At 37.4% G+C, this 23,094-nt stretch carries 27 protein-coding genes and 2 pseudogenes; 4 read left to right on the top strand and 25 right to left on the bottom strand.

What is annotated here, in order from left to right; translation table 11 throughout:
* Positions 1 to 37 precede the first annotated feature (37 nt).
* The 18 genes and pseudogenes from DK861_RS05830 to DK861_RS05740 all read right to left on the bottom strand — a co-directional run.
* A pseudogene (locus DK861_RS05830) lies at positions 38 to 490 on the bottom strand (phage tail tube protein); the annotation flags it as partial.
* Between the two features lie 10 nt (positions 491 to 500).
* The gene (gpU, locus tag DK861_RS05825; protein WP_109399534.1) at positions 501 to 899 is read right to left on the bottom strand and encodes a phage tail terminator protein; all 399 of its coding nucleotides are present in this window, start codon (positions 897 to 899) and stop codon (positions 501 to 503) included.
* The gene (locus DK861_RS05820; protein ID WP_109399533.1) at positions 896 to 1,459 is read right to left on the bottom strand and encodes a phage tail protein; all 564 of its coding nucleotides are present in this window, start codon (positions 1,457 to 1,459) and stop codon (positions 896 to 898) included. Before DK861_RS05820 ends, gpU begins: the two co-directional genes overlap by 4 nt.
* A 9-nt stretch (positions 1,460 to 1,468) precedes the next feature.
* Positions 1,469 to 1,741, bottom strand: a complete 273-nt coding sequence (locus DK861_RS05815; protein ID WP_109399532.1) for an ATP-binding protein — start codon at positions 1,739 to 1,741, stop codon at positions 1,469 to 1,471.
* Positions 1,742 to 1,750: 9 nt separating this feature from the next.
* Entirely contained in the window at positions 1,751 to 2,089 is a 339-nt protein-coding gene (locus DK861_RS05810; RefSeq protein ID WP_109399531.1) for a capsid cement protein, read from the bottom strand.
* A gap of 88 nt (positions 2,090 to 2,177) precedes the next feature.
* Complete coding sequence (locus tag DK861_RS05805) at positions 2,178 to 4,169, bottom strand: ClpP-like prohead protease/major capsid protein fusion protein (protein ID WP_109399530.1); 1,992 nt, start codon at positions 4,167 to 4,169, stop codon at positions 2,178 to 2,180.
* Positions 4,135 to 5,625 carry a phage portal protein gene (locus DK861_RS05800; RefSeq protein WP_109399529.1) on the bottom strand — a complete coding sequence of 497 codons (1,491 nt, stop codon included), beginning with the start codon at positions 5,623 to 5,625 and terminating at the stop codon, positions 4,135 to 4,137. Before DK861_RS05800 ends, DK861_RS05805 begins: the two co-directional genes overlap by 35 nt.
* A complete protein-coding gene (locus tag DK861_RS05795; protein WP_109399528.1) occupies positions 5,622 to 5,837 on the bottom strand; it encodes a hypothetical protein in 216 nt (71 codons plus the stop codon). Before DK861_RS05795 ends, DK861_RS05800 begins: the two co-directional genes overlap by 4 nt.
* Complete coding sequence (locus DK861_RS05790; protein WP_109399527.1) at positions 5,834 to 7,936, bottom strand: phage terminase large subunit family protein; 2,103 nt, start codon at positions 7,934 to 7,936, stop codon at positions 5,834 to 5,836. Before DK861_RS05790 ends, DK861_RS05795 begins: the two co-directional genes overlap by 4 nt.
* 11 nt (positions 7,937 to 7,947) lie before the next feature.
* Positions 7,948 to 8,424, bottom strand: a complete 477-nt coding sequence (locus DK861_RS05785; RefSeq protein ID WP_109399526.1) for a DUF1441 family protein — start codon at positions 8,422 to 8,424, stop codon at positions 7,948 to 7,950.
* 64 nt (positions 8,425 to 8,488) lie between these two features.
* Positions 8,489 to 8,989 carry a hypothetical protein gene (locus DK861_RS05780; RefSeq protein WP_109399525.1) on the bottom strand — a complete coding sequence of 167 codons (501 nt, stop codon included), beginning with the start codon at positions 8,987 to 8,989 and terminating at the stop codon, positions 8,489 to 8,491.
* 387 nt (positions 8,990 to 9,376) lie between these two features.
* Positions 9,377 to 9,799, bottom strand: coding sequence for a hypothetical protein (locus DK861_RS05775; protein WP_109399524.1), 423 nt, complete (start codon positions 9,797 to 9,799; stop codon positions 9,377 to 9,379).
* A 124-nt stretch (positions 9,800 to 9,923) separates the two neighbouring features.
* Complete coding sequence (locus tag DK861_RS05770; RefSeq protein WP_109399523.1) at positions 9,924 to 10,379, bottom strand: lysis protein; 456 nt, start codon at positions 10,377 to 10,379, stop codon at positions 9,924 to 9,926.
* Positions 10,380 to 10,522: 143 nt separating this feature from the next.
* Positions 10,523 to 10,993, bottom strand: coding sequence for a lysozyme (locus DK861_RS05765; RefSeq protein ID WP_109399522.1), 471 nt, complete (start codon positions 10,991 to 10,993; stop codon positions 10,523 to 10,525).
* Entirely contained in the window at positions 10,993 to 11,262 is a 270-nt protein-coding gene (locus DK861_RS05760) for a hypothetical protein (RefSeq protein WP_109399521.1), read from the bottom strand. Before DK861_RS05760 ends, DK861_RS05765 begins: the two co-directional genes overlap by 1 nt.
* 947 nt (positions 11,263 to 12,209) lie before the next feature.
* A complete protein-coding gene (locus DK861_RS05750) occupies positions 12,210 to 13,229 on the bottom strand; it encodes a site-specific DNA-methyltransferase (protein ID WP_109399519.1) in 1,020 nt (339 codons plus the stop codon).
* A 97-nt stretch (positions 13,230 to 13,326) separates the two neighbouring features.
* Positions 13,327 to 13,710: a hypothetical protein gene (locus DK861_RS05745; protein ID WP_109399518.1), complete on the bottom strand. Its 384-nt coding sequence runs from the start codon at positions 13,708 to 13,710 to the stop codon at positions 13,327 to 13,329.
* A gap of 185 nt (positions 13,711 to 13,895) precedes the next feature.
* Positions 13,896 to 14,102, bottom strand: a complete 207-nt coding sequence (locus DK861_RS05740) for a winged helix-turn-helix domain-containing protein (RefSeq protein WP_109399517.1) — start codon at positions 14,100 to 14,102, stop codon at positions 13,896 to 13,898.
* A 304-nt stretch (positions 14,103 to 14,406) separates the two neighbouring features.
* On the opposite strand from DK861_RS05740, the gene DK861_RS05735 reads away from it, so the two are divergent.
* Positions 14,407 to 14,679 (top strand): helix-turn-helix transcriptional regulator, encoded by a 273-nt coding sequence (locus DK861_RS05735; RefSeq protein ID WP_023582488.1) that lies wholly within the window; start codon positions 14,407 to 14,409, stop codon positions 14,677 to 14,679.
* An 8-nt stretch (positions 14,680 to 14,687) separates the two neighbouring features.
* Here the strand turns inward: DK861_RS05735 and DK861_RS05730 are convergent, their stop codons facing one another.
* The 4 genes from DK861_RS05730 to DK861_RS05715 all read right to left on the bottom strand — a co-directional run bounded on the left by DK861_RS05730 (position 14,688) and on the right by DK861_RS05715 (position 17,083).
* Positions 14,688 to 14,942: a helix-turn-helix transcriptional regulator gene (locus DK861_RS05730; RefSeq protein WP_023582489.1), complete on the bottom strand. Its 255-nt coding sequence runs from the start codon at positions 14,940 to 14,942 to the stop codon at positions 14,688 to 14,690.
* Between the two features lie 174 nt (positions 14,943 to 15,116).
* Positions 15,117 to 15,377 carry a helix-turn-helix transcriptional regulator gene (locus DK861_RS05725; RefSeq protein ID WP_072062691.1) on the bottom strand — a complete coding sequence of 87 codons (261 nt, stop codon included), beginning with the start codon at positions 15,375 to 15,377 and terminating at the stop codon, positions 15,117 to 15,119.
* Between the two features lie 226 nt (positions 15,378 to 15,603).
* On the bottom strand, positions 15,604 to 15,999 hold the full coding sequence (locus DK861_RS05720) for an antiterminator Q family protein (protein ID WP_072062692.1): 396 nt from the start codon (positions 15,997 to 15,999) through the stop codon (positions 15,604 to 15,606).
* A 13-nt stretch (positions 16,000 to 16,012) separates the two neighbouring features.
* Positions 16,013 to 17,083, bottom strand: a complete 1,071-nt coding sequence (locus tag DK861_RS05715; protein WP_109399516.1) for a conserved phage C-terminal domain-containing protein — start codon at positions 17,081 to 17,083, stop codon at positions 16,013 to 16,015.
* 321 nt (positions 17,084 to 17,404) lie between these two features.
* Here DK861_RS05715 and DK861_RS05710 point away from each other — a divergent pair, with 321 nt between their 5' ends.
* From DK861_RS05710 to DK861_RS05700, 3 genes are all read left to right on the top strand, one after another.
* A complete protein-coding gene (locus DK861_RS05710) occupies positions 17,405 to 18,064 on the top strand; it encodes a helix-turn-helix domain-containing protein (protein WP_072062694.1) in 660 nt (219 codons plus the stop codon).
* Positions 18,065 to 18,320: 256 nt separating this feature from the next.
* A complete protein-coding gene (locus tag DK861_RS05705; protein ID WP_109399515.1) occupies positions 18,321 to 18,563 on the top strand; it encodes an excisionase in 243 nt (80 codons plus the stop codon).
* Positions 18,544 to 19,671, top strand: coding sequence for a phage integrase Arm DNA-binding domain-containing protein (locus tag DK861_RS05700; RefSeq protein WP_109399514.1), 1,128 nt, complete (start codon positions 18,544 to 18,546; stop codon positions 19,669 to 19,671). Before DK861_RS05705 ends, DK861_RS05700 begins: the two co-directional genes overlap by 20 nt.
* Positions 19,672 to 19,974: 303 nt before the next feature.
* Here the strand turns inward: DK861_RS05700 and DK861_RS05695 are convergent.
* The 3 genes and pseudogenes from DK861_RS05695 to DK861_RS05685 form a co-directional block, all read right to left on the bottom strand.
* A pseudogene (locus DK861_RS05695) lies at positions 19,975 to 20,142 on the bottom strand (isocitrate/isopropylmalate family dehydrogenase); the annotation flags it as partial.
* A 376-nt stretch (positions 20,143 to 20,518) separates the two neighbouring features.
* Entirely contained in the window at positions 20,519 to 21,529 is a 1,011-nt protein-coding gene (locus tag DK861_RS05690) for a hypothetical protein (protein ID WP_109399513.1), read from the bottom strand.
* A 220-nt stretch (positions 21,530 to 21,749) separates the two neighbouring features.
* Positions 21,750 to 23,094: hypothetical protein (locus DK861_RS05685; protein WP_109399512.1), on the bottom strand; the 1,345-nt coding region annotated here is incomplete at its 5' end.

The raw sequence follows: 23,094 nt of genomic DNA, 5'->3' as shown, positions 1-23,094 counted from the left end.
TCACTGTTTTTATTATTACAGGCGGGTTAGGTAAAATTTCAGCTAATGTAGGGCGGCCGTTGTTGGTAATTTTAATTGTACGAGTGATCATTTCTTTCGCGGTGACGGTTTTACCTAATGCGCTTACCCAGCCTTGGTAAATATCGACAGCACCATTAGGAAAACGAATGCGATAGTAACGAACACTTCCTTTATCAAACCAACGAATGATCTCTTTTTGCCCTGATTCATTAGGTAACCATGCCAGTGTAATACTCGCTTCACCGGCTGATTTTTCACCTTGAGTGGTTATTTTCCAATCCGCATTTTCATCATCAAGATAAGTGTCGTCTTGGCTTTCGGCTGTCATTTCTCCAGGTTGAAGTTCTTTCACTTTGGCTATTTTTATCCAATCTGTATCTGAAAAAGGGGCTTCCAATGGGTTATTTTCACCGAGATAAAGCCATAATGTAGTACCTGTACCTTTAATCGGTGCTAGTGAGGTTGTCATCATAATCGCCTTACAATACATACTGTATGTGGTAGGTAAGATCAGCAGAACACCATAAGCCAACATCGTCATCGCGCTGATAGTCATAACCATGAGGTGTCATAACATCAATTAAAGAGGTGAGCGAAGGTAGCGTATTCAAAGCAGGATAAATTAGTGTTTCTATCCATTGATCTAATTCGGTATCTGGGTTTTTCGCTTCGAGAAAAAGAGTGATATGGATAATCGCTTGCCAACTATCTGCATCAAGTGTATCGCTAATCGAAATCGCATCTGTTAAATAAATTGCAATGGCGGGTAATTCTTGTGTATCAATAAAAAAGGGGCGTCCATCAAAAAATGTCGCCCCCGTTACATAAGGTATTATCGAGTCTTTCACTTTCTGTCGTATTTGAGCATGTTTACTCATCTCGTCCTCTCGTTAATATAGAGTCTCAATTGTTGCTTCAATGCATACCCCATTTCTTTCGACATTTCTGAATGCATTAATCGTTGAGTCTCTTCTTGAAAAGCTTGGGTCAGAGGTGTAACAAGTGGGATTTTTACAACATCAATGGGATATTGATCCTTTGTAACACGTTGAAGAACATGCCAGCGCCCGTTATTAAGTTGCTGAATAAAGGCATTAGGAAAAGTAAATTTCCCTACTTTAAGAACGCTCCCCTGATTTTTTTGATAACGTTGTTTTCGAGTCAGTTGAAGTCGAGCTTTACCTAATGCAATCGCAGGTAAGTTACCTCGATTTATCACCAGCCTTGCACGAGGTTTTGTGTAATTACTTTTAGCTTTATTGAGTTTGACACGTTGTCGAATTAATCGCTGTGGTACGCCTGTTTTTTTCGCCACTCGCTTTACACTATGGCTGATCACCCGTGTTGCAACACGGTTAATCGCTTGTGCCGTCGCTTTAGGAACCATTTGATCATTGATGCTGTTCAGGTTTTTTATTGCCTGATCGAGTCCTTTCATATTTGTTCCTTATGTTACCCATATATGCGGTTTTCCATTAAATTGTTGATAGCGAGTCACTTTATAAATGTGATTATCCACTTCAACCTCATCACCACGTTGAGGTCGATAATCTTGGGAAAACACGATATAGCTCACGCTATCGCCCTGAATTGGGCCTAATTCAGCCATAAAATAAGCATCAATGGCTTGATAAACGATCCCATTTATTCTGATACTTTTTCCAATACGTTTTGCAGTAAGACTATCCATTTGATAACGCAAATATTCAAATACACTCATTTTTTCCTTCTATTCGTGTTTAGGCATACCAACATTTAATTTCACGGCAATAGTGCTATCTGAAGCTTCAACATCCTGCCATACCATTCCTGCAGGCATGCCTTCTGCCTCCACAACTTCATTATTTTTGACCAATGCGACTGTGCCTGCTTTTAGCGTGATCCCCGCTTTTTTGTTAAGTAAAAAGACACCTTCCGTGATCCCATCCCCCACACTTTTTATTGCAATATCGGTCAATGCAACCGTGGCAACTTTCCCCACAAAAACTAGCTGACCACTTTTGATCCTATGTTGAGTGGTGTTATGTATGGCGATGGTGTTTCCTGCTTGTACATAATTTTTAGCCATAAAAACTCTTTTCGATGCCGAAACACCGGATTTTAGATATAAAAAAAGCCCATCAGGGCATCAGAATAAAACGAAGAAAAAAGACGTCTTACTTACCAGTTACTTTCAGCAGACCACGATAATCAACTGGCGCTACACCCGCATCAATACGCACTTTTGTGGTGACACCATCGGAAGTAAAGCCTTCAAGCTGATCAATATACGGCACATCAATCCCATTTAAGTACGCCACCTCAATGGTGTCGCTACCTTGACGTGAGGCCATATACCAATCTTTCTCGCTCGCATCATCTAAACGAGGTTCAGCAATAATTTCCGCTAAATCACGCACTGGGTTAATAATATTGGCATTAACATCTGCGCCTTTCACACTGCCTGATTTAACCACCTGGATAGCCTGTGTTTCCAGTGTGGTCGGTACCAACATAAAGGCAGGGCGAATATTGAGTTTACGCTCTCCTTCTTTTTGTTGACGCATAGCTGTTCGACCCGCACTGATGGTTTCTACATCCATCCCACCGGTGATCATGTTTTTATGATCGGCACTAAATAGCGCTTTTTTATCGCTCATTTTTTCATTGTCGATAAGCACCGCATATACCAAATCGCCGACTGTCGCTTTAGCTGCACGACCGAACTTCATTGGCACATCCGTCAGCATGTTCATATCATCATTGATAATGGCTTGACGAGTAATACTAAATAACTCACCGTAGGTCGCCAGCGCGATGGTTTCGCCTTTATCATCGAGCGTAACGTATTTATACTCGGCACCTTCACGCACTTGACGTAAGGAAGGGAATGCCCCTAATCCCACACGATGTGCGGTTTTAAAGTCACTGAGTTGCCCTTTTTTCGTCCATTTTTCAAAGGTTTCGTCGTTTTCTTCCCAGCCGAGCAAAATCGCTTTATTCGCGACATCCAGCAGGATATTACCGAAATCAGAGGTGCTATGCGTAAACGCCATACCAATCATTTGCATCGGATTATACGTGGCCACACCGATGCCACGCTCTGTCAGTGATGCGCGCGCTAATTCACGCAGTGTCATGCTGTTATAGGCGTTATCTTTTTCATAATCCTGATAACCCGCGCGTGCCATCACAGAGGCACGCACACTGTCACCCACGATATTGCCGTTTCCAGCGTAAATATGTGCATTACCTTTATTTGATGGTTCAGGATTTTGTTGTTGTGCAACCGTGTTAAGTAATTGCTCACGCGCTTTCTCAATAGAACAGCTCGCATCCGCTAAACAAGTAATCATCAAATCATTGTGACGACCACCGAACATGGCAAATAAATCTTTAATCCCATTTAATCGCGCTTGTTCGTCAGCATAGGTGGCGCTAGGTTGTGGCTCCGGTGCTGGCACTGGAGTTGGATGAGGTTGTGTAGGACTCGTGGTATTTTTAGGGGTAATTTGATTTTTAATTGCACTTGGCATAGATGAAAATTCCTCAATTCGTTTAGATGTAAGACTTGCCATTGCTTTTACTGGCTCAATCACTTTATCGGCGAAACCGTGTTCAACACACTCGTCACCATCCAGCCATGTTTCCTGCTCTAACATGGCGGTAATTTCTTCTGTTGTTTTTCCTGTTTTCGCCACATAAGCAGGGATTAATACGTTTTCTAACTTGTCGAGCAAGTCAGCATATTCGCGCATATCATTCGCATCCCCCCATGAAACACCCCACGGTTTGTGGATCATCATCATGGCATTTTTCGGCATAATGACCGTGTCACCGACCATGGCAATGACCGACGCCATTGAGGCGGCCAAACCATCGATATAAACCGTGATTGTTGCAGAATGGTTTTTAAGTTGGTTATAAATGGCGATACCATCAAACACCTCACCACCCGGCGAGTGAATATGCAGATTGATATGGCTGAGATTACCCAGCGAGAGTAAATCTTCTGTAAAGCGTCTTGCGCTAATTCCCCACCCACCAATTTCATCATAAATATAGATATCGGCGGTTTGGTCTTCTTTAGCCTGCATGCGAAACCAGCTTTTTTGAATTACTGGCCCCGACATTTTAGGCATCGTCATCAAGTTTTTGTTGTTTAGCATCTTGTGCCCCTTTGTCATTAGCAGGATCAGTATCAAATACCAGTCCTAATCGTTTATTTTCGTCAATTTCGGTTTTACGACGACGTTTCACATCCGCAGGGTTGCCCCCTTTGGCGCGTATCCAGTCACTTTCTGTTGACGCACCACCGCGTAATAAGGTTTTCCATGCCTCAGACTCTTTTTTCGGATCAATCCACGGCATCACAGGGCCACTGTAAACCGCATTAAACAGGGATTTAGTATCAACATCAGGAGGCACGGCGACCACACCACTGGCTATCGCCATTTTTAACCAATTGCGATATATCGGACGGCTAATACCTGCCACAAAGGTATCTTGGAAAATGTTATAACCTTCAAATGACTCCACCAGCTCTTGTCGTTGAGCGCTATATGTACCGTTATAGTCACGGGCGATACTGGAATAACTGCCCCGACTGCCTGCAGAAACTGCACGTAATTGCCCATTGCGAAAAGTTTGTAGATTAGGATTGGGTCGGTCTGATTTGATCATGCCCACTTCTTCACCCGGTTTTAATCCGTCGTAAATCATGCCCGGTTGAATATCGATGTTACGTTGCTCATCTTCGTCGTATTCACCCTCTGGGAAAGAGCCGGCATCCCCTTTCTTGATGTACATGCCCAATGAAGCAGCGATACGTGCGGAGGTTAACTCCGCATCTTCGTAATCTTTTAACGCACTTAAGCGCATCAAGATCCCTGAAAATAAACTGATACCCCGCGATTGATGAAGCCGACGAGTGAATTTCAGGTGCAACATATTTTCGGCATCAATGGTTTTGATATCCCCTAAATTGGCACTGAATTGGGGGAGGTTTTTATATACCTGATACCCTGTGGGTCGCCCCCACTCATTGAACTTAATGCCTTGGATAATCTTACTTTCTGGCATATTCATGTGGATCGGCACAAAGTCAGGCTCTAAGGCTTCGAGCCAAAAATAGATATTGGCTTGAGGATCTAACCCCTTGGCTTTACCTTTGACCAGTTGAGCAAAGACTTCACCATCACGTAGCCACGTTCTGACCAATAAACGTTCTAATACAGGGCGACTAAATTGCCCTGTCACTTCAGGTAACACGGACCATTCCGCCCAGGCTTGACGAATTTGCGAGGCTAACTCTTCATGGATTTGCCCTGCGCCATCTAAGGGCTGAGGCTCAACAATAATGCCCTTTGCCCCGACAATGCGCTCTTCCATCTTGTCGAGAATGCCGATAGAGATATCATGATTGTTATCTAGCCATCGCGCTTGCTCCCGTAATGATGTGCCACCAAATTGAGTCAGTTGGTTACCATTACGATTTTCACGTTTAGCGGGATGAGTACGAGTGGGTAAAACGGCTTCATAGGCTTTAATTTGTAATCGAGAGCGGAGACGCGAGGCTTGCCAGCTTGGGGCAAAATAACCAATGGCGTTGTCTAATAATGTCATCTAAACCTCGCTAATTTATACATTGGATTACCTCGTTTTCGTGATATCAACGCCGATAAACGGGTTTCCCAACGCTCCCGCCCCTTAATGATCTCGTTGAGATTTTCCATTGTCATGGCTTGTCCATTAAAGGTGATGGATTTGCCTTTTAATACCGCCTCTTCCGCTAAACGGTATTGCTCAATCATGTGTTCAATTTCTTCTTTCGTCATATCCAGCCTCCGCTGTTTGATACCGGTGCCCATGCTGATACGGCAGGCATTTCCTGTTTTTGGATTTCGGGTGAGGGTTTTATTTCAGGCTCTGTGGCGATATCGGCAATTGACGGAGATGAGGAAAGCGTTACATCAGGCAACCTTGCCCATTTAGGCGGTTTTTCCCAATTGATCCCTTCGTACCCCTTTAATATCACCAAGGCATGGGCGTAAACCATCAAGTCAAATGCCTCATTAGCGCCTCGACCCGGTTTTTCCCAATGCCCTTTTTCATCACGCTCTTCATACGTCAACTCGTCATAGAACGATTCATCCAGCCAATCAGGGAAATGAATATAATTAGGCCCGACAGTATCGCGCGATAACGCAGAACTGATCCGATCTTTAAGTTGGTCTGTTTGCAGTAAATAAAGAGGCACATCCCCTTTGGCTTGGGCGCGCCTTTCAGAACGACTGGTGTTATCAGGGAATGATTTAGTAATTAACTTACTGCGTTTATGCCCGTCGCCCTTAAAGAGATAGACTTTACGGTGTAATCCCTCTTTTCGACAGCGACGCCAAAATTTATAGGCATTATCAGTAACACCCTCTTCACCACCAGAGTCTACGCCCAACATCATGATTTCCATTTCATGGTGAGGATAATGTTGCAATGGATAGGTTTTCTCTAATACATCTGTGATTAATACTTGCCAATCCTCAGGGTAAGAGCCCGGATCAATTCGACGGCACTCACCGTTATTGTCATAGCGTAGAGATTGTGTGATCTCAAATCGGTCAATCACCCAACGTTCACCTTTTTCACCGTAACCGACCGCTTGCACCACAAAGCGACGTTTTTTACCACCTTGCACGTCAACCGTGGCAACCAAGAACCGCACGCCATCTGGCACAACTGACTCATCCCAACTTTCAACACGATTAATCAGTTCATCACTACGGCGTTGTTCTTGTGCTGTGCGCGGTAAATAAGGCAAGCCCCAGTCTGTATTGGTGACCGCTTTTAGGGTTTCTTCACTGCCGGTTAATTCGTATTCTTGTTCTGCAGTCAGTAATTTATAAACTAACTGAGACAACGTTTGATAAGCAGCAGCAGGTCCTTCCATCCAAAAAGAGGCAATACGCGAACGACGCCCAGTGCCTGAGATCTTCCCTTGCTTATCAATGGACTGCCCTTCAATCAACCATACTCCTTTATTATTGAGTTCTCTTTTTTGATGGGGCTCGATGCGACCTAAACAGTGCTGACATTCCACATACGCAGATTCACTCGCTTCTACGGGATCTGGATTGTTACGATACCCCTTTACCGCATCATAAATAGGCTGAAAATATTCGTGGCAGTGAGGACATTGCCAGTACCAGCGACGGCGATCACCCCGATTATAAAGCGATAAAATGCCGGTTGTGGGCGGAGCTTCGTGAGGAGACAAACGACTCCATTTAGTATCGGTGATATCACGCCCCGGAGAGCTTTCCACCAACGTCATACCCGCTGACATAAAAGTGGTTGTCCGTTTTGATGCTAAAGAAAAACCATCCCCTTCACCGTCGATATCTTCGGGAAAACGGTCATAATCGGTAAGAGCAACACATTTAAAGTCCGATGAGGACATCACATTAATGGATGGCCACCCCATTTTTAAAAAACTGCCCGATAAAAAGTATTTATCAAACACGTTATTATCGTTACGACGAGGACTGAGTTGTTTGCTGACTTCAGGACTACAACGAAAGGTGCGAGAAAGCCGTTTTTTACTGTGTTCTTGTGCTTTATCTTGCGTCATTTGCACCAGCAACATATCAGAAGGGTCGCACACAATATTGTAAATTACCCACCCATCAATTAACCCAACTGTCTTTCCTGTTCTCGCAGGCCCCACGAATATCACTGCATCATAGAGCCGTGACGATAAACAATTCATGGGTTCAACAATGTAAGGAGATACTGCTGGGTCCCAAGGAACAGAGTTACCCGCTCCCATAGGTACGCGCATATATTTTGCCACAGCATCCGCAACCGGCATTCGCCTCGGTGCTTTAATGAGTTGAGCCACATTCTTACGTAACAAAGAGGCAGATATTGGTTTAACCATTTCCCCTCCTTTTAATCCTCCTTAAGCTCATCGTCTGCTAGCACTTTTATCGCTATTTGATCACGTAGGTCATCAATCACTGTTTGTATTTGAAAAACCGCTGAAGGCGTTAATGCACAATCGCGCTCTAATATATCCGGTAGTGTTTCCAACACCTGTATCATTGCTTTCGCTAAAGCAGCATATTCACGAGCAACATCGGATGCAGGTAATAACTCACCTATTTCTTGCTCGAATTTCAATCGTTCTCGTTCTGATTGATACCATGCTTTGCGATCTTGAGGTTGCATGTCTTGACTATCAATCGATGCAGGAGCTTTCATTGTTTCGGCTAAAATATCGCTAAGGGCATAAAGTTTGAGGTTTGAGTTATTGGTATTAACAGGTGTGAGATTTTTAAGGCGTGATGAAACTGTTTGTCGATGTATCCCTGATAATGCAGCTATCTGGCTAATATTGAGTGTTAGCTGTTTGAGTTTTTGATCCATCATTGCATGTAAATAGTGAATAAAAAAACCCGCGTTGAGCGGGTGTTCACAGTGGTATTTAACTTTATTGTGTTAGGGAATCAATATAGTCAAAAAGAAATTGAGCATCTGTTTCGTTTAATTTATTAAAATATTCGGTTTTTCTTTTTTCAAAATCTTCACCTTTATGAGGCCATTTATTACACCACTCATTTATATTTGTATTTTTTTCGAACCATTGCATTTCATAGCAATATTTATCTGCTATTTGATTAATTAAGTTCGTAGTTTCACCTTTAGTTCTTGTCGCTGTAACGATCAGATCACATCCATGACTAATTAATTTCCCAACTGTTTTATCTACTATTTCTTTATAATCACCTTCTGTAGAAATTCCTATTTTAATACCATTTTTCTCAAAAATAGCGATCTCATCACTTGAAGATAATTCCCTTATTTTTAATTCAAAAGGAATAGAATAGCTTTTATCTGATTCAAACTTATCAATCAATTTGCTCAGTGTTTGAGTTTTACCTCGTTCACTTGCACCAAACACACCTAACAATAATTTTTTATCAAACTTCATTATGGGATATTCCACTTTCAATAATAAATTATGATATACGTGCAGAATGTAATTAATACAAGTTACTACATCACATTCTTATGAATATTAAGAAAAGTTTCTGTAGAAAATAATGGAACTCAAAATATGTTGATGAACAAAAAACGTTCACACTCATCAACATTTATTATTTATATATTTAAAAATCAATAGGTTGATTAAGTAGTGGTGATGCTGAAATAAAATGCAAAAATTTGGCGTTTTCCGCGAAGCCCCCGCCCCGTGGGAAGGGAGGCTATTGGGAGTACCTTTTGTAATTTATTCTATTCTTCAAGCTATTAACGAATTAATAGATAGATATTAATTTATTAAATATTATTGAAAACTTTATAAATAACAAAGAATTAATCATTTTAACAAAGATAAAATTTTATCCGCATTCTTCTTACTCATTGGAACATATTCACTCATATCATTTGCATCGAGCTCTTCTTTTAATGAATCATACACAACACTAGCAAAGATATTACAGTCTAATTGTTTTCCGCTCATTTTAATTTCTTGAACTATACGATAATGTTTAAGTAAATCGGTATCAAATCTAGGATTTAAAGACAATGGTATTTGATCTCCTTCGCCATTTACTTCATTTCGATTATCACGCATTAGAAGATAAATTTTATCAAACTCTATATTTTCTTGAGCGGCTGCACATGCAAAATAAGATTCATAGGTTGCTGCTATAACTACCGTTCTCGCCATTAATGCGTGTGCATTTATTGATAAGAATAAAAATTGAGTTATAACTAATAATTTTATTATGATTTTCATTAAATCTAGCCAAATTAAATTTTATAAAAGTTGTTTAACATAATAGCATTATAATTATATATTCCAATACATACTATTAATTAATCTTATTATTATCAAAAAATTTATAACTGTAGTTATTGATTTATTCTATTTTGATATACTCCTGCAATCCCTTAATCATTCTTTCCGACTCGGCAATTCGCTCTCTAAGTAGCCAATAATTTCGGATAGCGGTGTCAGTAGGTCTGGCGGGGGTTGCATCATCCATGCTGGAGGTGGAATTTGTGGTGATACGAGAGGAGCACTCGGCTCTGATATACACCCGCTTAGGATTACGCTCAGCCAAAATACGCAACCCATCAATTTTCTTTTTCGCATTAACTAATTCCTTAGTGTGTTTAATATCGAGCTGATTTAATAGAGTTACCCGTTTTTGATAATCGTGATTTATATTCACTAGCTCTTTTAAACGACTGGCTAGCTCCTTATTAGCATCGTTTAATCTATTGAGTTTTTTTGATTGCTCATTTACCACCATATAACCACCCGCAATGATAACTATCGCTATAGTCATGATATAAACTTTCCAATTCATTATTGATTAATACCTATGATGAGAAATAGCGCGTTGACAACGTTTAGCTAAACTCGCTTTATCATTTGAACAAAAAGGATCAATGGAAAGATAAAAACTGAAGATAACAATAAGAAAAAGAGTAATAATAAAGCACAAAATAATAATTAAAGATTTCCATGGCATAAAGTAGATTCCATTTCACGGCGATTAATTAAGCCCTTCCATACTTTTCCACCAGCATAAACCCAGCGTTTCATTTCTTCACAAGCACCATGTTTATCACCTGCATTTAATTTATTGAGTAAAGTAGAACGCGCAAATGCAGTTATTCCAACATTAAAAGCAAAAGAATATAAAGAGGCTTGAGTGTGATTATCGAGGGATACTTTAACTAAAGCATCGACTTGTCGTTGTATTTTAATAAAATCTTTTTGTAATAAAGCATCACATTCTTGCTGTGTGTATAGCCTATTCTGAATGATGTCATTGCCAGTATGTCCGTAGCAAACCGTCAGCACACCAACAACATCACGATAAGGTTCGTAATGCACACCTTCAAAATAACTAATCATAGTTATCGCAATACTTACTACACCTGCACTCGCAACTGCAGCTACCTTTTGTTTTAGATTCATTAAATGTCCTTTTTAGCTTTAGTCAGTATTTCACCAACTATCTTTTCTATGTCTCGCGGATCACTAGAACAATTTCGATGAACTAGCTCGGCAAATAACGCTGTTCGTTTCCGCTGTTCTCGCCATGTCATCAGATAAGTTGCTAATCCAAGCAGCATGCTAAATCCCATCCCTATTACAAATCCCCATTCATACAATGAGATACTTGCAAAAAAGGCAGTTAAGCCAGCCGTTCCGTAGGTAACATTGGTCAATTTTTCCATGCGCATATACACCCCTATGGAGTGTCCGTTGATGATTAATATGAGTGAGTTAAACAAGAAACAGTAAAACTTAAGTTAAACTGATAGGTTATTCCAATGTAATGAACCGAAAGGATGGCTGATTTACTTCGGTAAAGAAGCTTTATGAAATATGAATTTGAAAAAATAAAAGATCTAAAAATTAAAGTAGAAAAATGATGTATGCCACACATTTTTTATTTTCATTGTTAGCAAAGCTAATGACTAATGGTAATAAAAATAAAAAATAACGTTTTTAGAATGTTAAATAAAACTCTAAAATGGAATGAGCAACTACTAGTTAAAGAGCAAATAGCTCTAATAGGTCAAACAACTAAAAAGCTTTAAGTGGTAAATAGTAGAGCCATTAGTGTAGCTTTATTAATAGTTTCTAATTTATAGCTCATTAATTGCATGCTAGCTATTTTTTTAACTCTATTATTTATTGTCCTCGTTCTTCCACTTGCATTGATGCCATACTAACTGCAATTTATAATTTTTTATGTTACATAACTATCTCTTATACGAAAAAGGCCACCAAAGGAGGCCTTATAATTTTACTTTACTAATAAATTAACAAGTAAATTTTGTTTTAAGGGACGGATACTCATCAGAGCGACATGATGGGCACCATGATTGTACAATATGACGTCCATCCCCCATATCTCTCATTCCAAAGTCTTCATACCTATAGAAAATATGAACACCCTTATTGGATGAGCATTTGGGACAAGATTTCAACAACTCACCATCTATTTCTATCTCTTGAGATTCAGATAATGGATATTTACATCCCCGACAAACAACCATTCATTACCTCCATTTAAGTATGAAGATAATTTAATAACATTTAGCTTAAGTCAATTCGGTGATTAAAATCGCACTTCTGACTTTACTGACCTTGCCAATACTTGCTTAATGAGTACTGATTATATCTATAACAATGTATTATTTATCTCTTTCTCTGTTTGTTCGAAGCGTTCTTTTTCTAGCTCAACACCTAAAACCTCTCGATTAAGTTTTAGTGCTGCTTTCAGTGTTGCCCCTGAGCCCATAAAGAAATCGGCCACTAAGTCCCCCTCACGACTGCTCGAACGAATAATATGTTCCATCATGTCTGATGGTTTCTCACAAGGATGTTTCCCAGGATAATATTGCACTGGAGAATATGTCCACACATCAGTGTAAGGAACATCAGCTGTAACAAAAAAAGGACGCTTCGATAATCCGTATTCTTCAACCAATACTTGATAACGTATCTGAGAAACTTTATGTTCTGACAGCAAATCATCATAGGTACGTAATAACGGTGATAACTGATCAATATGCGTAGCTCGTTGTGAAAATAACATTTGTAATTTTTGATAGTCATCCCTTAATGGTAATTGCCACTGACTGCGACCAAACCAGTGATTAGCCATTTTCTTCCCTGTAACTTTATTTATTTGTTTAACACCAACCTGTAATGCTGATCGTGCATCGATAAAATAATCCATAAGCGGTTTAAATACTTGTTGCTTGAGTTCACGACACTTTATAACAAACTCAGCCCCTTTTGCTTGTACTGGTCTTTGATAATGTTCCGCAAACAATATTCGTTCTGTCGAAGGAAAAAATGCACGCAGGCTTTCTTTATTCTGGCGTCGCCAAGGGCCTGAAGGTTTGGCCCAAATAATATGACTTAGCATATTAAACCGTCCTTTTACTAATAATTCAGTATCAGAGGCAAGCTTAGAGCCACAAAATAAATACAAGCTTCCATTCGGTTTCAATACTCGCCAAAACTCAGTTAATACGTCATCTAGCCACGCTAAGTATTCAGCTTCATTTGCCCACTGATTATCCCATGCACAAGATTTAACCCTAAAATAAGGGGGATCAGTCACTATCAAATCAATACAATTCTCTGGTAACGCTTTCAGCACAATCAATGCGTCATTATTGTATAATTGCATCTATATCCTTTATTGAGGCAACAAAAAAGCCAGAAATTATCAAACTTCTGACTTGTATTTATATTTAATATAAAAGAGTGAAAAAACAGGTGGTAATCTATAGCTCTTTTATTGGATATGTTTTTTCCGTTTTAGAACCATCACTATAAATTTCAGAAATCGTGATGTCCCCGCCATTTACAGAATATTTCACAATGCTATCTAAAGGATCATCCCTCCATCGACCAATACTATTAGCATTATTTGATGCCCAAATTACCTTTTCACCGTTTAGCTTGCATTTAATAGCCCAGCGACTGCTATCTACTGAACGAATGTAATGTACATAAGCAATACCGTTTTCAATAGTATCTAATTGCATAATCTTATGATCTTGACCAAACATGGTTGCCGCAGACGCTTTACATACTTGCCCCACATCGACATTTTGTGCAAATACAGAAGAACTAAACAATAGTGATAATATTAAAATTTTTTTCACAAATTCAATCTCTAATTTAAGATAAGTAGTTATGTATATCGTCAATTCATCGAAAAGCTTTATCTTATATTTTAATTTGTAAAATAATTATTCGACCTTATCTTTATCTATGGCTCATCAAATGTAAATTCATCTTTTATGCAAGAAAAATGTAAACCGATGCATTCTGTTATAAGATAAAGTATTTAATTAATCCCCTTACTTGTTCGCCTATAAAAATTATCTTGTTTTAAAATTAGTCCTGATATTTCCAATTGAGTGAGTAAAAATTCGCAACTTTCATAACTGAGTTTTGATTCACTTACGATTTCTATTATATCCTTACCTACACTTTGTGATATCATTTCTAATACATCATATGCCTGAATAGTCATATCACTCTGTTTTATCATGATATTTTACACCTTTTATTTAAAAGAGAATATATCTAAAGATGTAACTCCTCATCCTAAAAACAGCAAGTTTTTTGTCAGATTATTTTTAAATAAATAACTTTATTGATAATTGTAAAAACAAAAAATATTAATTTATATATTTAAGATATTTTTATAAAAACAAATACTAATTCACTACATTTAAAAATAGGAATCACTTCAATTGAAAAAATACAATAATTATTTAAAATAAAAAATGTTAACCGATGTATTAACAAATTACTTATAATACATTATTTCATCAAACTCATATGGGTATATTATGATTAATAAAAATTGGCATGCAGCAGATATTATCGCATCATTAAAGAAAAAAGGGACAACGTTAGCAGAGATCTCCAGAGGTGCTGGTTTAAGTTCCTCAACTCTAGCTAATGCGTTGTCCCGACCATGGCCTAAAGGTGAACAAATTATCGCTCAAAAACTTAATTTGCCACCTTCAACAATATGGCCTGAAAGATATTTTGATGAAAACGGAAATCAAATTATCCGAAAAACAAGAGAACAAAAATTTAATGATAAAAATAAAGAATAAATTCATCATTAGCAATATTTATTATAATATAATTCAATGATATCTTCTGCCAGATTATCATTAACAGTATAAAAATAACATTCAGGCAAATTAAGTACTTTGGCTAGCTTACATACCATATCAAAGCTTGGTTTATGTAACCCAGACTCGTATTGCGAAATTCTAGAACGAGAACTAGCTATTTCCATTCCAACTAAAGCACCTAATCTTGCCTGAGTCAACTTTGCCCTTTTACGGGCATATCTCAATCTAATAGGAACCATAATTCAAAACTAATTACTCTTCAAAATTAATATAATATTTATTTTATCTATTCTATCTCACCTCCCAATTATTAAACAAATAGCAATTTCTTTAAAAATAGTATTTTATTTTAGTAATTCATTTATTTTATATCATAAAGTAAAAAAACGTGCATAGCACTTCTTTAAAAAAATTTATAGTAAATTATATTTTTCATTATAAATAAGAATTAACTCTTCTGCGAATTCATCATTTAAAGTGTAAAAATAATTTTCTGGTACTTTCAATATTTTGGCAAACCGGCAAATAGTTTCAAAATTAGGACGATGTGTGCCTGACTCATATTGGCAAACTCTAATTTTAGCTGACTCTTCATCTATCTCAGCTAAAATTCCTAACTCCTCTTGAGTTAATTCAACTCTTGCTCTTGCTGTTTTTAGTCTTTTAGGGATCATAATAACTCTAACATTTAAAATGAAGATGTAAGTTTATATCATAAAAATTCAAACCTTAAAAATTAAGCATTACTTAACAAGATTAGGCCATATAAACATTAATTAAAATAGTATTTGATATTTCATTATTTAATATTACCGTTTTAAATAAAACATAAGTCAGGTAAATATCTTTATTTTTATTAGATTAACAGCTAGTTTGCGTAGCGCGTTAATACTTTTTTATTTAATTTGTTTTCTTATAACAATAAACTTCATGATCCATCTCTAAACGTATTTCTAACATTGCCAGCCCTCCTTCAATAAAACCCTCTGCGACTTGTATAATTTGGCGAACTCGGCTTTCACTTATTTTCCAACATCTCGCAATACTTCTTTTAGGATGCTGATAAATATAATGTAATATAAGTGCATTCACCTCTTCTTCTTTTCTCAGTTGTTTTAGACGGGCGATAGCAGAATCAATGATCAATCCATCATCATCGCAACAGCTTATACGAGATGAGGATTGATAAGGTAATATCCCTTTAAAACCCGCCGCAATATGAGAATAATCCACACCACTTTGTGCATCAGATGCCCAAGCCCCCCATCGCTCTAATACTTGCTGTATATCTCTCATGTCGCAAGTACCTTTATGCAATACTATTGTGGTGTGTTGAACGTGCAATTAACTGTGCGGACTGATACCAAATTTCTTTCCAAAGCGCTTTAGCATTATGAATATGCATTCGCCCTAAACCACGTTGTAAGGCGATTTTTTTCGCGAGGATCTGAAGGGCTGTTTTAGGCTTCCATGCTGAACTAAATAACAGACTAAATGTGTTATCTCTTTCAGCACAATCGATTTCAATAGGGATCTCGCCCTCCTTTAAGCACCGCCCATTTTGATAAGCCGGTCGTCCTTTTAATTGCCATTTTTTCGCTTTATCAAGATACTCTGCACAATTGTTTTTATGGAACAGGGTTTTAGGTCTTAAATAATCCTGCATTTTATTATCATTAAGCCATTTTGCTGTTAGGTAATCGGTAATTAAGATCAATTCATCAACTTGAAAACCATCAACTAACCTCGCTCGAACATAGCTCAACGTGGTTTGACATTCTCGATAATGGGAGTGAGTTGTTTTATTAAAATAGCGAATAATGTCTATTTCAGGCCGCTCACGATTTGATAATGAGCAATCTGAACAAGATCTTTTAAGGTTACTCTTTGTAGTAATCTTTGTTGTATTCTCTGTAAGAAGAGCCCTATTTGAACCGTTCTGAGACTGACTTTTGCTTCCCTTCGATTGTTCCTGTTTGGCACCATCGAATGCACGTATTTTCGTTTTATTATCACTACCTTCTTCACTCGTATTTTGCTCTTCATCTTCTGTTTTCAAAATCTTATGCTGATAATTAATACTATAAAAGTTAGTACGATCATGAAGGTGTTTGTTGAGCTGTTTCACTTCAATCAATCCAGCCGTTCGAAGATGAGTAAAGACGCGTTTTAGTGTTGATAGAGATAAGTAGGGAAACTGTAAATGCCAATCAGGTAATGTATTGTAGATCCATCGCCGTCCTTCATATTCAACACCCGATGCTGTTTCTGTTATCCAATAATGTAATTGTTGCAAAACAATTGCTTCGTATAACCCAATTTGAACTGCTAATTCAGGTATGACTATCTGAGGACGTGTTTTTTCCATTAATAATTTCATGTGAATTCCTTTTTCTACCATTCTTTTAAAAAAAAGATGCGCATCAAATTAAAAATAATTTAATTGAAAAAATAACAAAAGATGGTAATTCCACTTTTGTTTTGTAAAATATTCCGTTGCATTAATTTTAATTAGCACACTTAACGAAAAAATCCAATTCGTTATTACTATTGAAACTATCGTGAGTTAAATTAATAGGATTAATTTAAATAACATCTTTATAGATTAAATTAATCAGTTATCGATTACGCTATTAAAATTAACAAATAGAGAATGGACACGCAAATCATTTTTACTTAAATAAAAGGAAATGGGAATTACATGAGAAACAAAATGCATACCCGAATTAGAGAGCGTCGATTGCAATTAGCTTTAACACAAGAGTCATTAGCAAAGATGTTAAGTGTCAGCCGAGTTTCTATTACAAAATGGGAAACCCAAGTCACCGAGCCCGACGGGGAAAACTTACAAATGCTGGCTAAAGTTCTTGAAGTTTCACCCGAATGGTTACTTTATGGTGGAACATCATCCGATGCTGATGCATTAATAATCACACGCAAGACAATGAATATTCGTCAAATTCCCGTTATCACACTAGAGCAAACCATTGATTGGAATGCACGTTATGAAACATTAAGATTAAGTGATATTCAAACTTGGTGTTATGCAACAGTACCTGTTTCTGAGCAGGCTTATGGGCTTGTGTATCAAGGTGAATCAATGACTAACCCTTACTCGCTCCCCTCCATACCAAAGGGTTCAACGATTATTATCGAGCCGGAATTTAAAAATAATATTGAATTATATGGAAAGATAATCATCGCGAAAAATTGTATTACCCATGATGTGGTAATTAAGAAATTGATATCAGAACCCCCTCATCTTTATTTGGTTTCATTAAATACCGCCTTTACGCCTATATTATTAACTCATGATTATCAAATCATTGGTTATGTGATACAAATTATTCAAACACTTTAACTTATTTAGTTTAATTTATTGAGCTGGATCACTTCAGCTCAATATGTACTTCCCCTCACAGTGTTATTGCCTATAAAGAAACATAGAGTACAATTAATCACAAGTAACAAACACCCACGCATTTAAACGATAAGGGAATAAAAGACTATAAATATAATTACGTATTAATTAGTCATCAAATAAATACAGCATTCATTTATTTAAAATAAAGGAATAATCATTATTAATTCATTTTTAATAATATAAGGAAAGAATAATGCAAGTATTAACATTAAAAGAATGGGCTGATAAACGATACAAAAGTCGTCCGCCGTCTCTCACCACATTAAGTCGCTATGCGCGATTAGGTTTTTTCTGCCCTCCCGCAAGGAAAGAAGGTGGCATGTGGCGAGTAAGAGAAGATGCGGATTTAGTCGGCATGTTAGCTATCCCTTCAATCAATACCTTTGATGATCCAATATTAAGGAAGATACTGAAAGATGACCGGACGACCTCGTGAGAAGAACATTGATATCCCCAATTTATATACAACGTATCATCCAAGAATGCGAAAAATGTATTGGCGATATCGTCACCCTATAACGGGTAAATTTCATTCCTTGGGCGCTGATGAAACTCAAGCGCGATTAATCGCCATCGAAGCCAATAACCGTATTGCAGAGCAAAGAACGCGTCAAATTTTAGCCATCAGTGATCGCATTGCAACTGACAAAGATGAGTCGATTACGGTTGCCACATGGTTAGATCGTTATTGGAACATCCAAAAGGAGCGCTTAGATCAAGGAGAGATACAACTGGCCACCTATCGGCAAAAGAAAAAACCCATCGCCCTTATGCGCCAAAAATTAGCGTTGCTCCCATTAGCCAAAGTAGGCACTCGAGATTTGGTCAGTATTCTCGACGAGTATAAAACGGCGGGACAATCGCGTATGGCACAGGTCGTTAGATCCGTTTTTAGTGATATTTTTAAAGAAGCACAACATGCGGGTGAAGTTCCACCAGGTTATAACCCCGCATTGGCAACTAAAAGGCCAAAAACTCGGATAAAACGTCAAAGATTGACTTTAGATGAGTGGCATCAGATTTATGATTTAGCGGACAAGCAACATCGTTATATGGGTAATGCGATGCTCCTTGCTCTCGTAACAGGTCAGCGTATTAGCGATATCTCACGGATGCGTTTTCAAGATATTTGGGATGACCATTTACATGTTGTTCAAGGAAAAACGGGGGCTAAAGTGGCCATTCCCCTTTCTTTACGCAATCAAGCCATCAATGTTTCACTTAAAGAAATCGTTGACCGCTGTCGTGATCGCGTGGTAAGCCACTATTTAATTCACTATTTTCGGACTACATCACAAGGGCAACGAGGAGGCCCTGTCACCGCAAATACGATGACAACGAATTTCACCAAAGCAAGAAATAAAACCAATATTGATTGGGGTGAAGGAATGCCAGCGTCCTTTCATGAGCAACGTTCATTATCAGAACGTTTATATCGAAAGCAGGGTATCGATACGCAAGCTTTATTAGGGCATGCCACTCGAGCACAGACAGACCGTTATAATGATGTTCGTGGCAAAGAATGGATAACCATCGCGTGTTAATCTTATTTCTGACCTTATTTTAATCCATCAGATAATCTGCAAATGATAATTTTCGCCACGTTTATCATGCAGTTTGCAGATTATTTTCTTTCTTTTTCATTTCGCCGTAAATAAAGCCTTATCGCCTCTTTTAATGGGTTGATTTTAACACTTACGCTTTATGCATTGTTTGTTTGGTTTTGCTACATTAGGCTACTTTTAATACAAAAATACGCATCAAGACGTTACACGTACTCATAAAAAATCCTGTAACAAAAACGGGAACCCTTAAGTTCCCGTAATCAGTTCGCAACGCTAATTATATTACATATGTTTGATAATCGCGTCACCAAACTCGCTACATTTCAGCAGTTTAGCGCCTTCTAACTGACGTTCGAAATCATAAGTTACAGTCTTAGCGGCAATCGCGCCTTCCATACCTTTAATGATTAAGTCAGCGGCTTCTGTCCAACCCATGTGGCGTAGCATTATATAAATCCACCATCATTAACCACTTGTTTATTAAGGTATATTTGCTTTTAATAAACCCAAAAGATGATGGTTATGCCTTTTTATAACTGATTGATTACCATAATGCTTTTATTGGTTTTGATAACCATATATTAGTCTCATAGCTAACGCAGATAAGAATGAAACTTAGTGTAAAAACCCCAACTAAAGAGAGTTAAACTCATTTAATTTACATTAAATTAAATGCGAACTAGTAATTTATTAACGTGCCACACAATTACATTTGATAGTTAGCATTAAACAAAAATTGGGCCTTAGATTTACACTTAAACAACCATTTATATGGTAATCATTAAAAGATTATATTGAATATTCACTTAAATCACATTCATTATACCTAACTATATCCTTTAAATGCATTAACAGTACTATCCCAGTTTATTTCTATATAATCAGAAGCTATAACTCCATTGTCGAATGACGGAAATAAACTAAAACCTTCAAAAGTATATTTTTTCATATAATGAAAAGAATATTTACCCGAGAGATTGGTGATACTGAATAAAGATTCGGCTAGAGTTATATATTTCCTTAGTAACATTTTTAACTCTGCTTCTGAACTGATACAAAGCTGAAAATTGCTACTCTTTCCCGCTATATAAAAATAAGGAACTGTACAAGTAGGAACTGATAATATATCAAAAGATCTACATATTGCTCTAACTATTACAAATAGCTGAGATAGCTCACCATCAATCCCTACCCCACTTTTGTTATCAATGCATTCATAACGAAGTTTAAGATTTTCTTCTATGGTTGAAAAATGTTGCATAAAACAACCACTTATGAAACCAGTTAGATCGTATGTGATATTTCCATTATTAAGAGTTGTGTCGTATATTTTATGAAATAAAATATGAGGTGCAGATATGTTAAATTGAAAAGTGGTAATACTGTTTTGAAGCTTGATGCTAATACTTCCAACTTGTTTCTCGATATAGGTACATTTCTCGACAAAATTTTTTTCTCTTGAAAAAAGCTCATCTAAAGTATTTTTTTTCTTTGCCAAATCAATCTGGGTATTTGCAGATGATATCTGCGCGGCGGTTTGAATAGATCTGTGTAAACTAGTTATAATTGCAACAAATGGTATTGATAATGATAATAATCCCAGAGGTAGTTTACTTATCATAATAAATCTATTTAATCCTTCCGATGATAGATCTACTGAATGGCCTACCCATGAAAAAAAACCAAAATATAAGAATGATATGAATGGGATAAGAATCGCTCCCCAAAATAGCTTTTGTGAACTTAAAGAATCATGAGTTAACTTGAACCAATCTTTAAAATAATAAACTATTATAACTAATGAAAGTACTACTCCATACAAAATAAGCCAAATCATTATTACCTCATTTTATGAAATATTTATAAAAACTTGTTTAAATTTAATATTGTTGAAATAATCAATTTTTCTAAAAGTGTATGAATTACTATGGTTATAAAGAATCAAACCTAGCAACATTATGGCAAATTATAATATTTGATACTACAACTAACTATTTTGGTATGGTCTAGAAATATAGCCACGATACTCGACGGAACTGATTGAGTTATATAATCAATCAGTTATCAATTTCTGGTGTCTTATTGGTGTCCTGATTTTTCTCCTCTTCTTTTTGTCTGCGTTCCTCTTCCACTTTCTGCGCCTCTTCCATCTCACGCATTCTCACGTTATAGATGGATTGCTCTGGCATCTGTACACGCACGGAAATAAAACGACCATCAGGGATATCAATTGGGTCACCGTCATTATAGCCGTCAATATCATTACGGGCGAATTTAGGTGCGTTAGGATGAGTTCGATGATACGTTTTAACGAGAATAGAACCGTCCTCATTTACTTCAGAGTTAACCCAAATAAGAGGCTGTTTATTGACATCAAGTGGTATTTCAATACCACCATCGACACCGCCCCAGCCAGCGTCAGCGTTAAAACCCAGCACACCTTCAATAAGATATTCACCCTGAGCTACTCGAGTAACAGTTGCACCTTCTGATTCGTCATTAGTGGTAAATGTGCCGTCGGGGTTGATGTTGATAATCGGAGAAGCTTTTTTGATGAAACCTTGTGGGTCTGTTGTTGTATTCAATGCCCCCCACAACATATTACGTCTAATTATGGCTCCAGTTCTATATTCTGTTGCAGCATTACCACTGCCATAGATAAATAAACGAACGGCTCCATTGTTATCATATCGTATATTAATACCCGCACCATACGCGCTGAAATAATCAGAACCCACCGCAGCACCCATTGCAAATAAACATGATGGGCTTGATAAATCCTCTAAATACTTATTATTTATGTAATTATTTACCAAGCCAAATCCATAATCACCAGTCAGCATCATTGTACCTTGTTTAATTGGTACATTTATATTGTATCCCACTCCATCAAATGAAAGATAAAAAGAGGGCGTTTTATTAAATGCCCTCAAACCAAAATAATCACTTCCTTGAATGGCATCTACGTAAGGCGCTCTCACTCCACCTGAAAACAGTTGAAGTGCTGTTGTTGATTTATCTGCCTTATTTTGTATATCCCTCTGCATCTTCTTAATACTATCTAGCGCAACAATCTCCCCGTTCGGCATCTCAATTTTTGTCTGCCCTGTTTCAGTCATCCACGTATTCATTGAGTCGAGAAAATATTGCGTGTATGCATTTATTGCAACCATCGTTCTAGCTGCATCACTATTATTGTCTGGCTCAGTAATATGAATTGAGAATGTGGTGTTCGTTGCGGTAGCTAATGCAGGCTGTGCTAATACTAATTCAGTGTCAGAATTAACGGATTTAATCATATACGGAATATTAGTATTTCCCGATTTAATTAAAATCGTCATTCCGATATTAATGGCTGGATTATTATTTTTAAATTTAGTGCCAGTGCCTTTGACTATAGCA

The organism is Proteus sp. TJ1640 (assembly GCF_003144445.1).
Classification (GTDB): Bacteria; Pseudomonadota; Gammaproteobacteria; order Enterobacterales; family Enterobacteriaceae; genus Proteus; species Proteus penneri.
The sequence above is the reverse complement of the archived record's forward strand: the minus strand, read 5'-3'. Positions and strand labels throughout refer to the sequence as shown.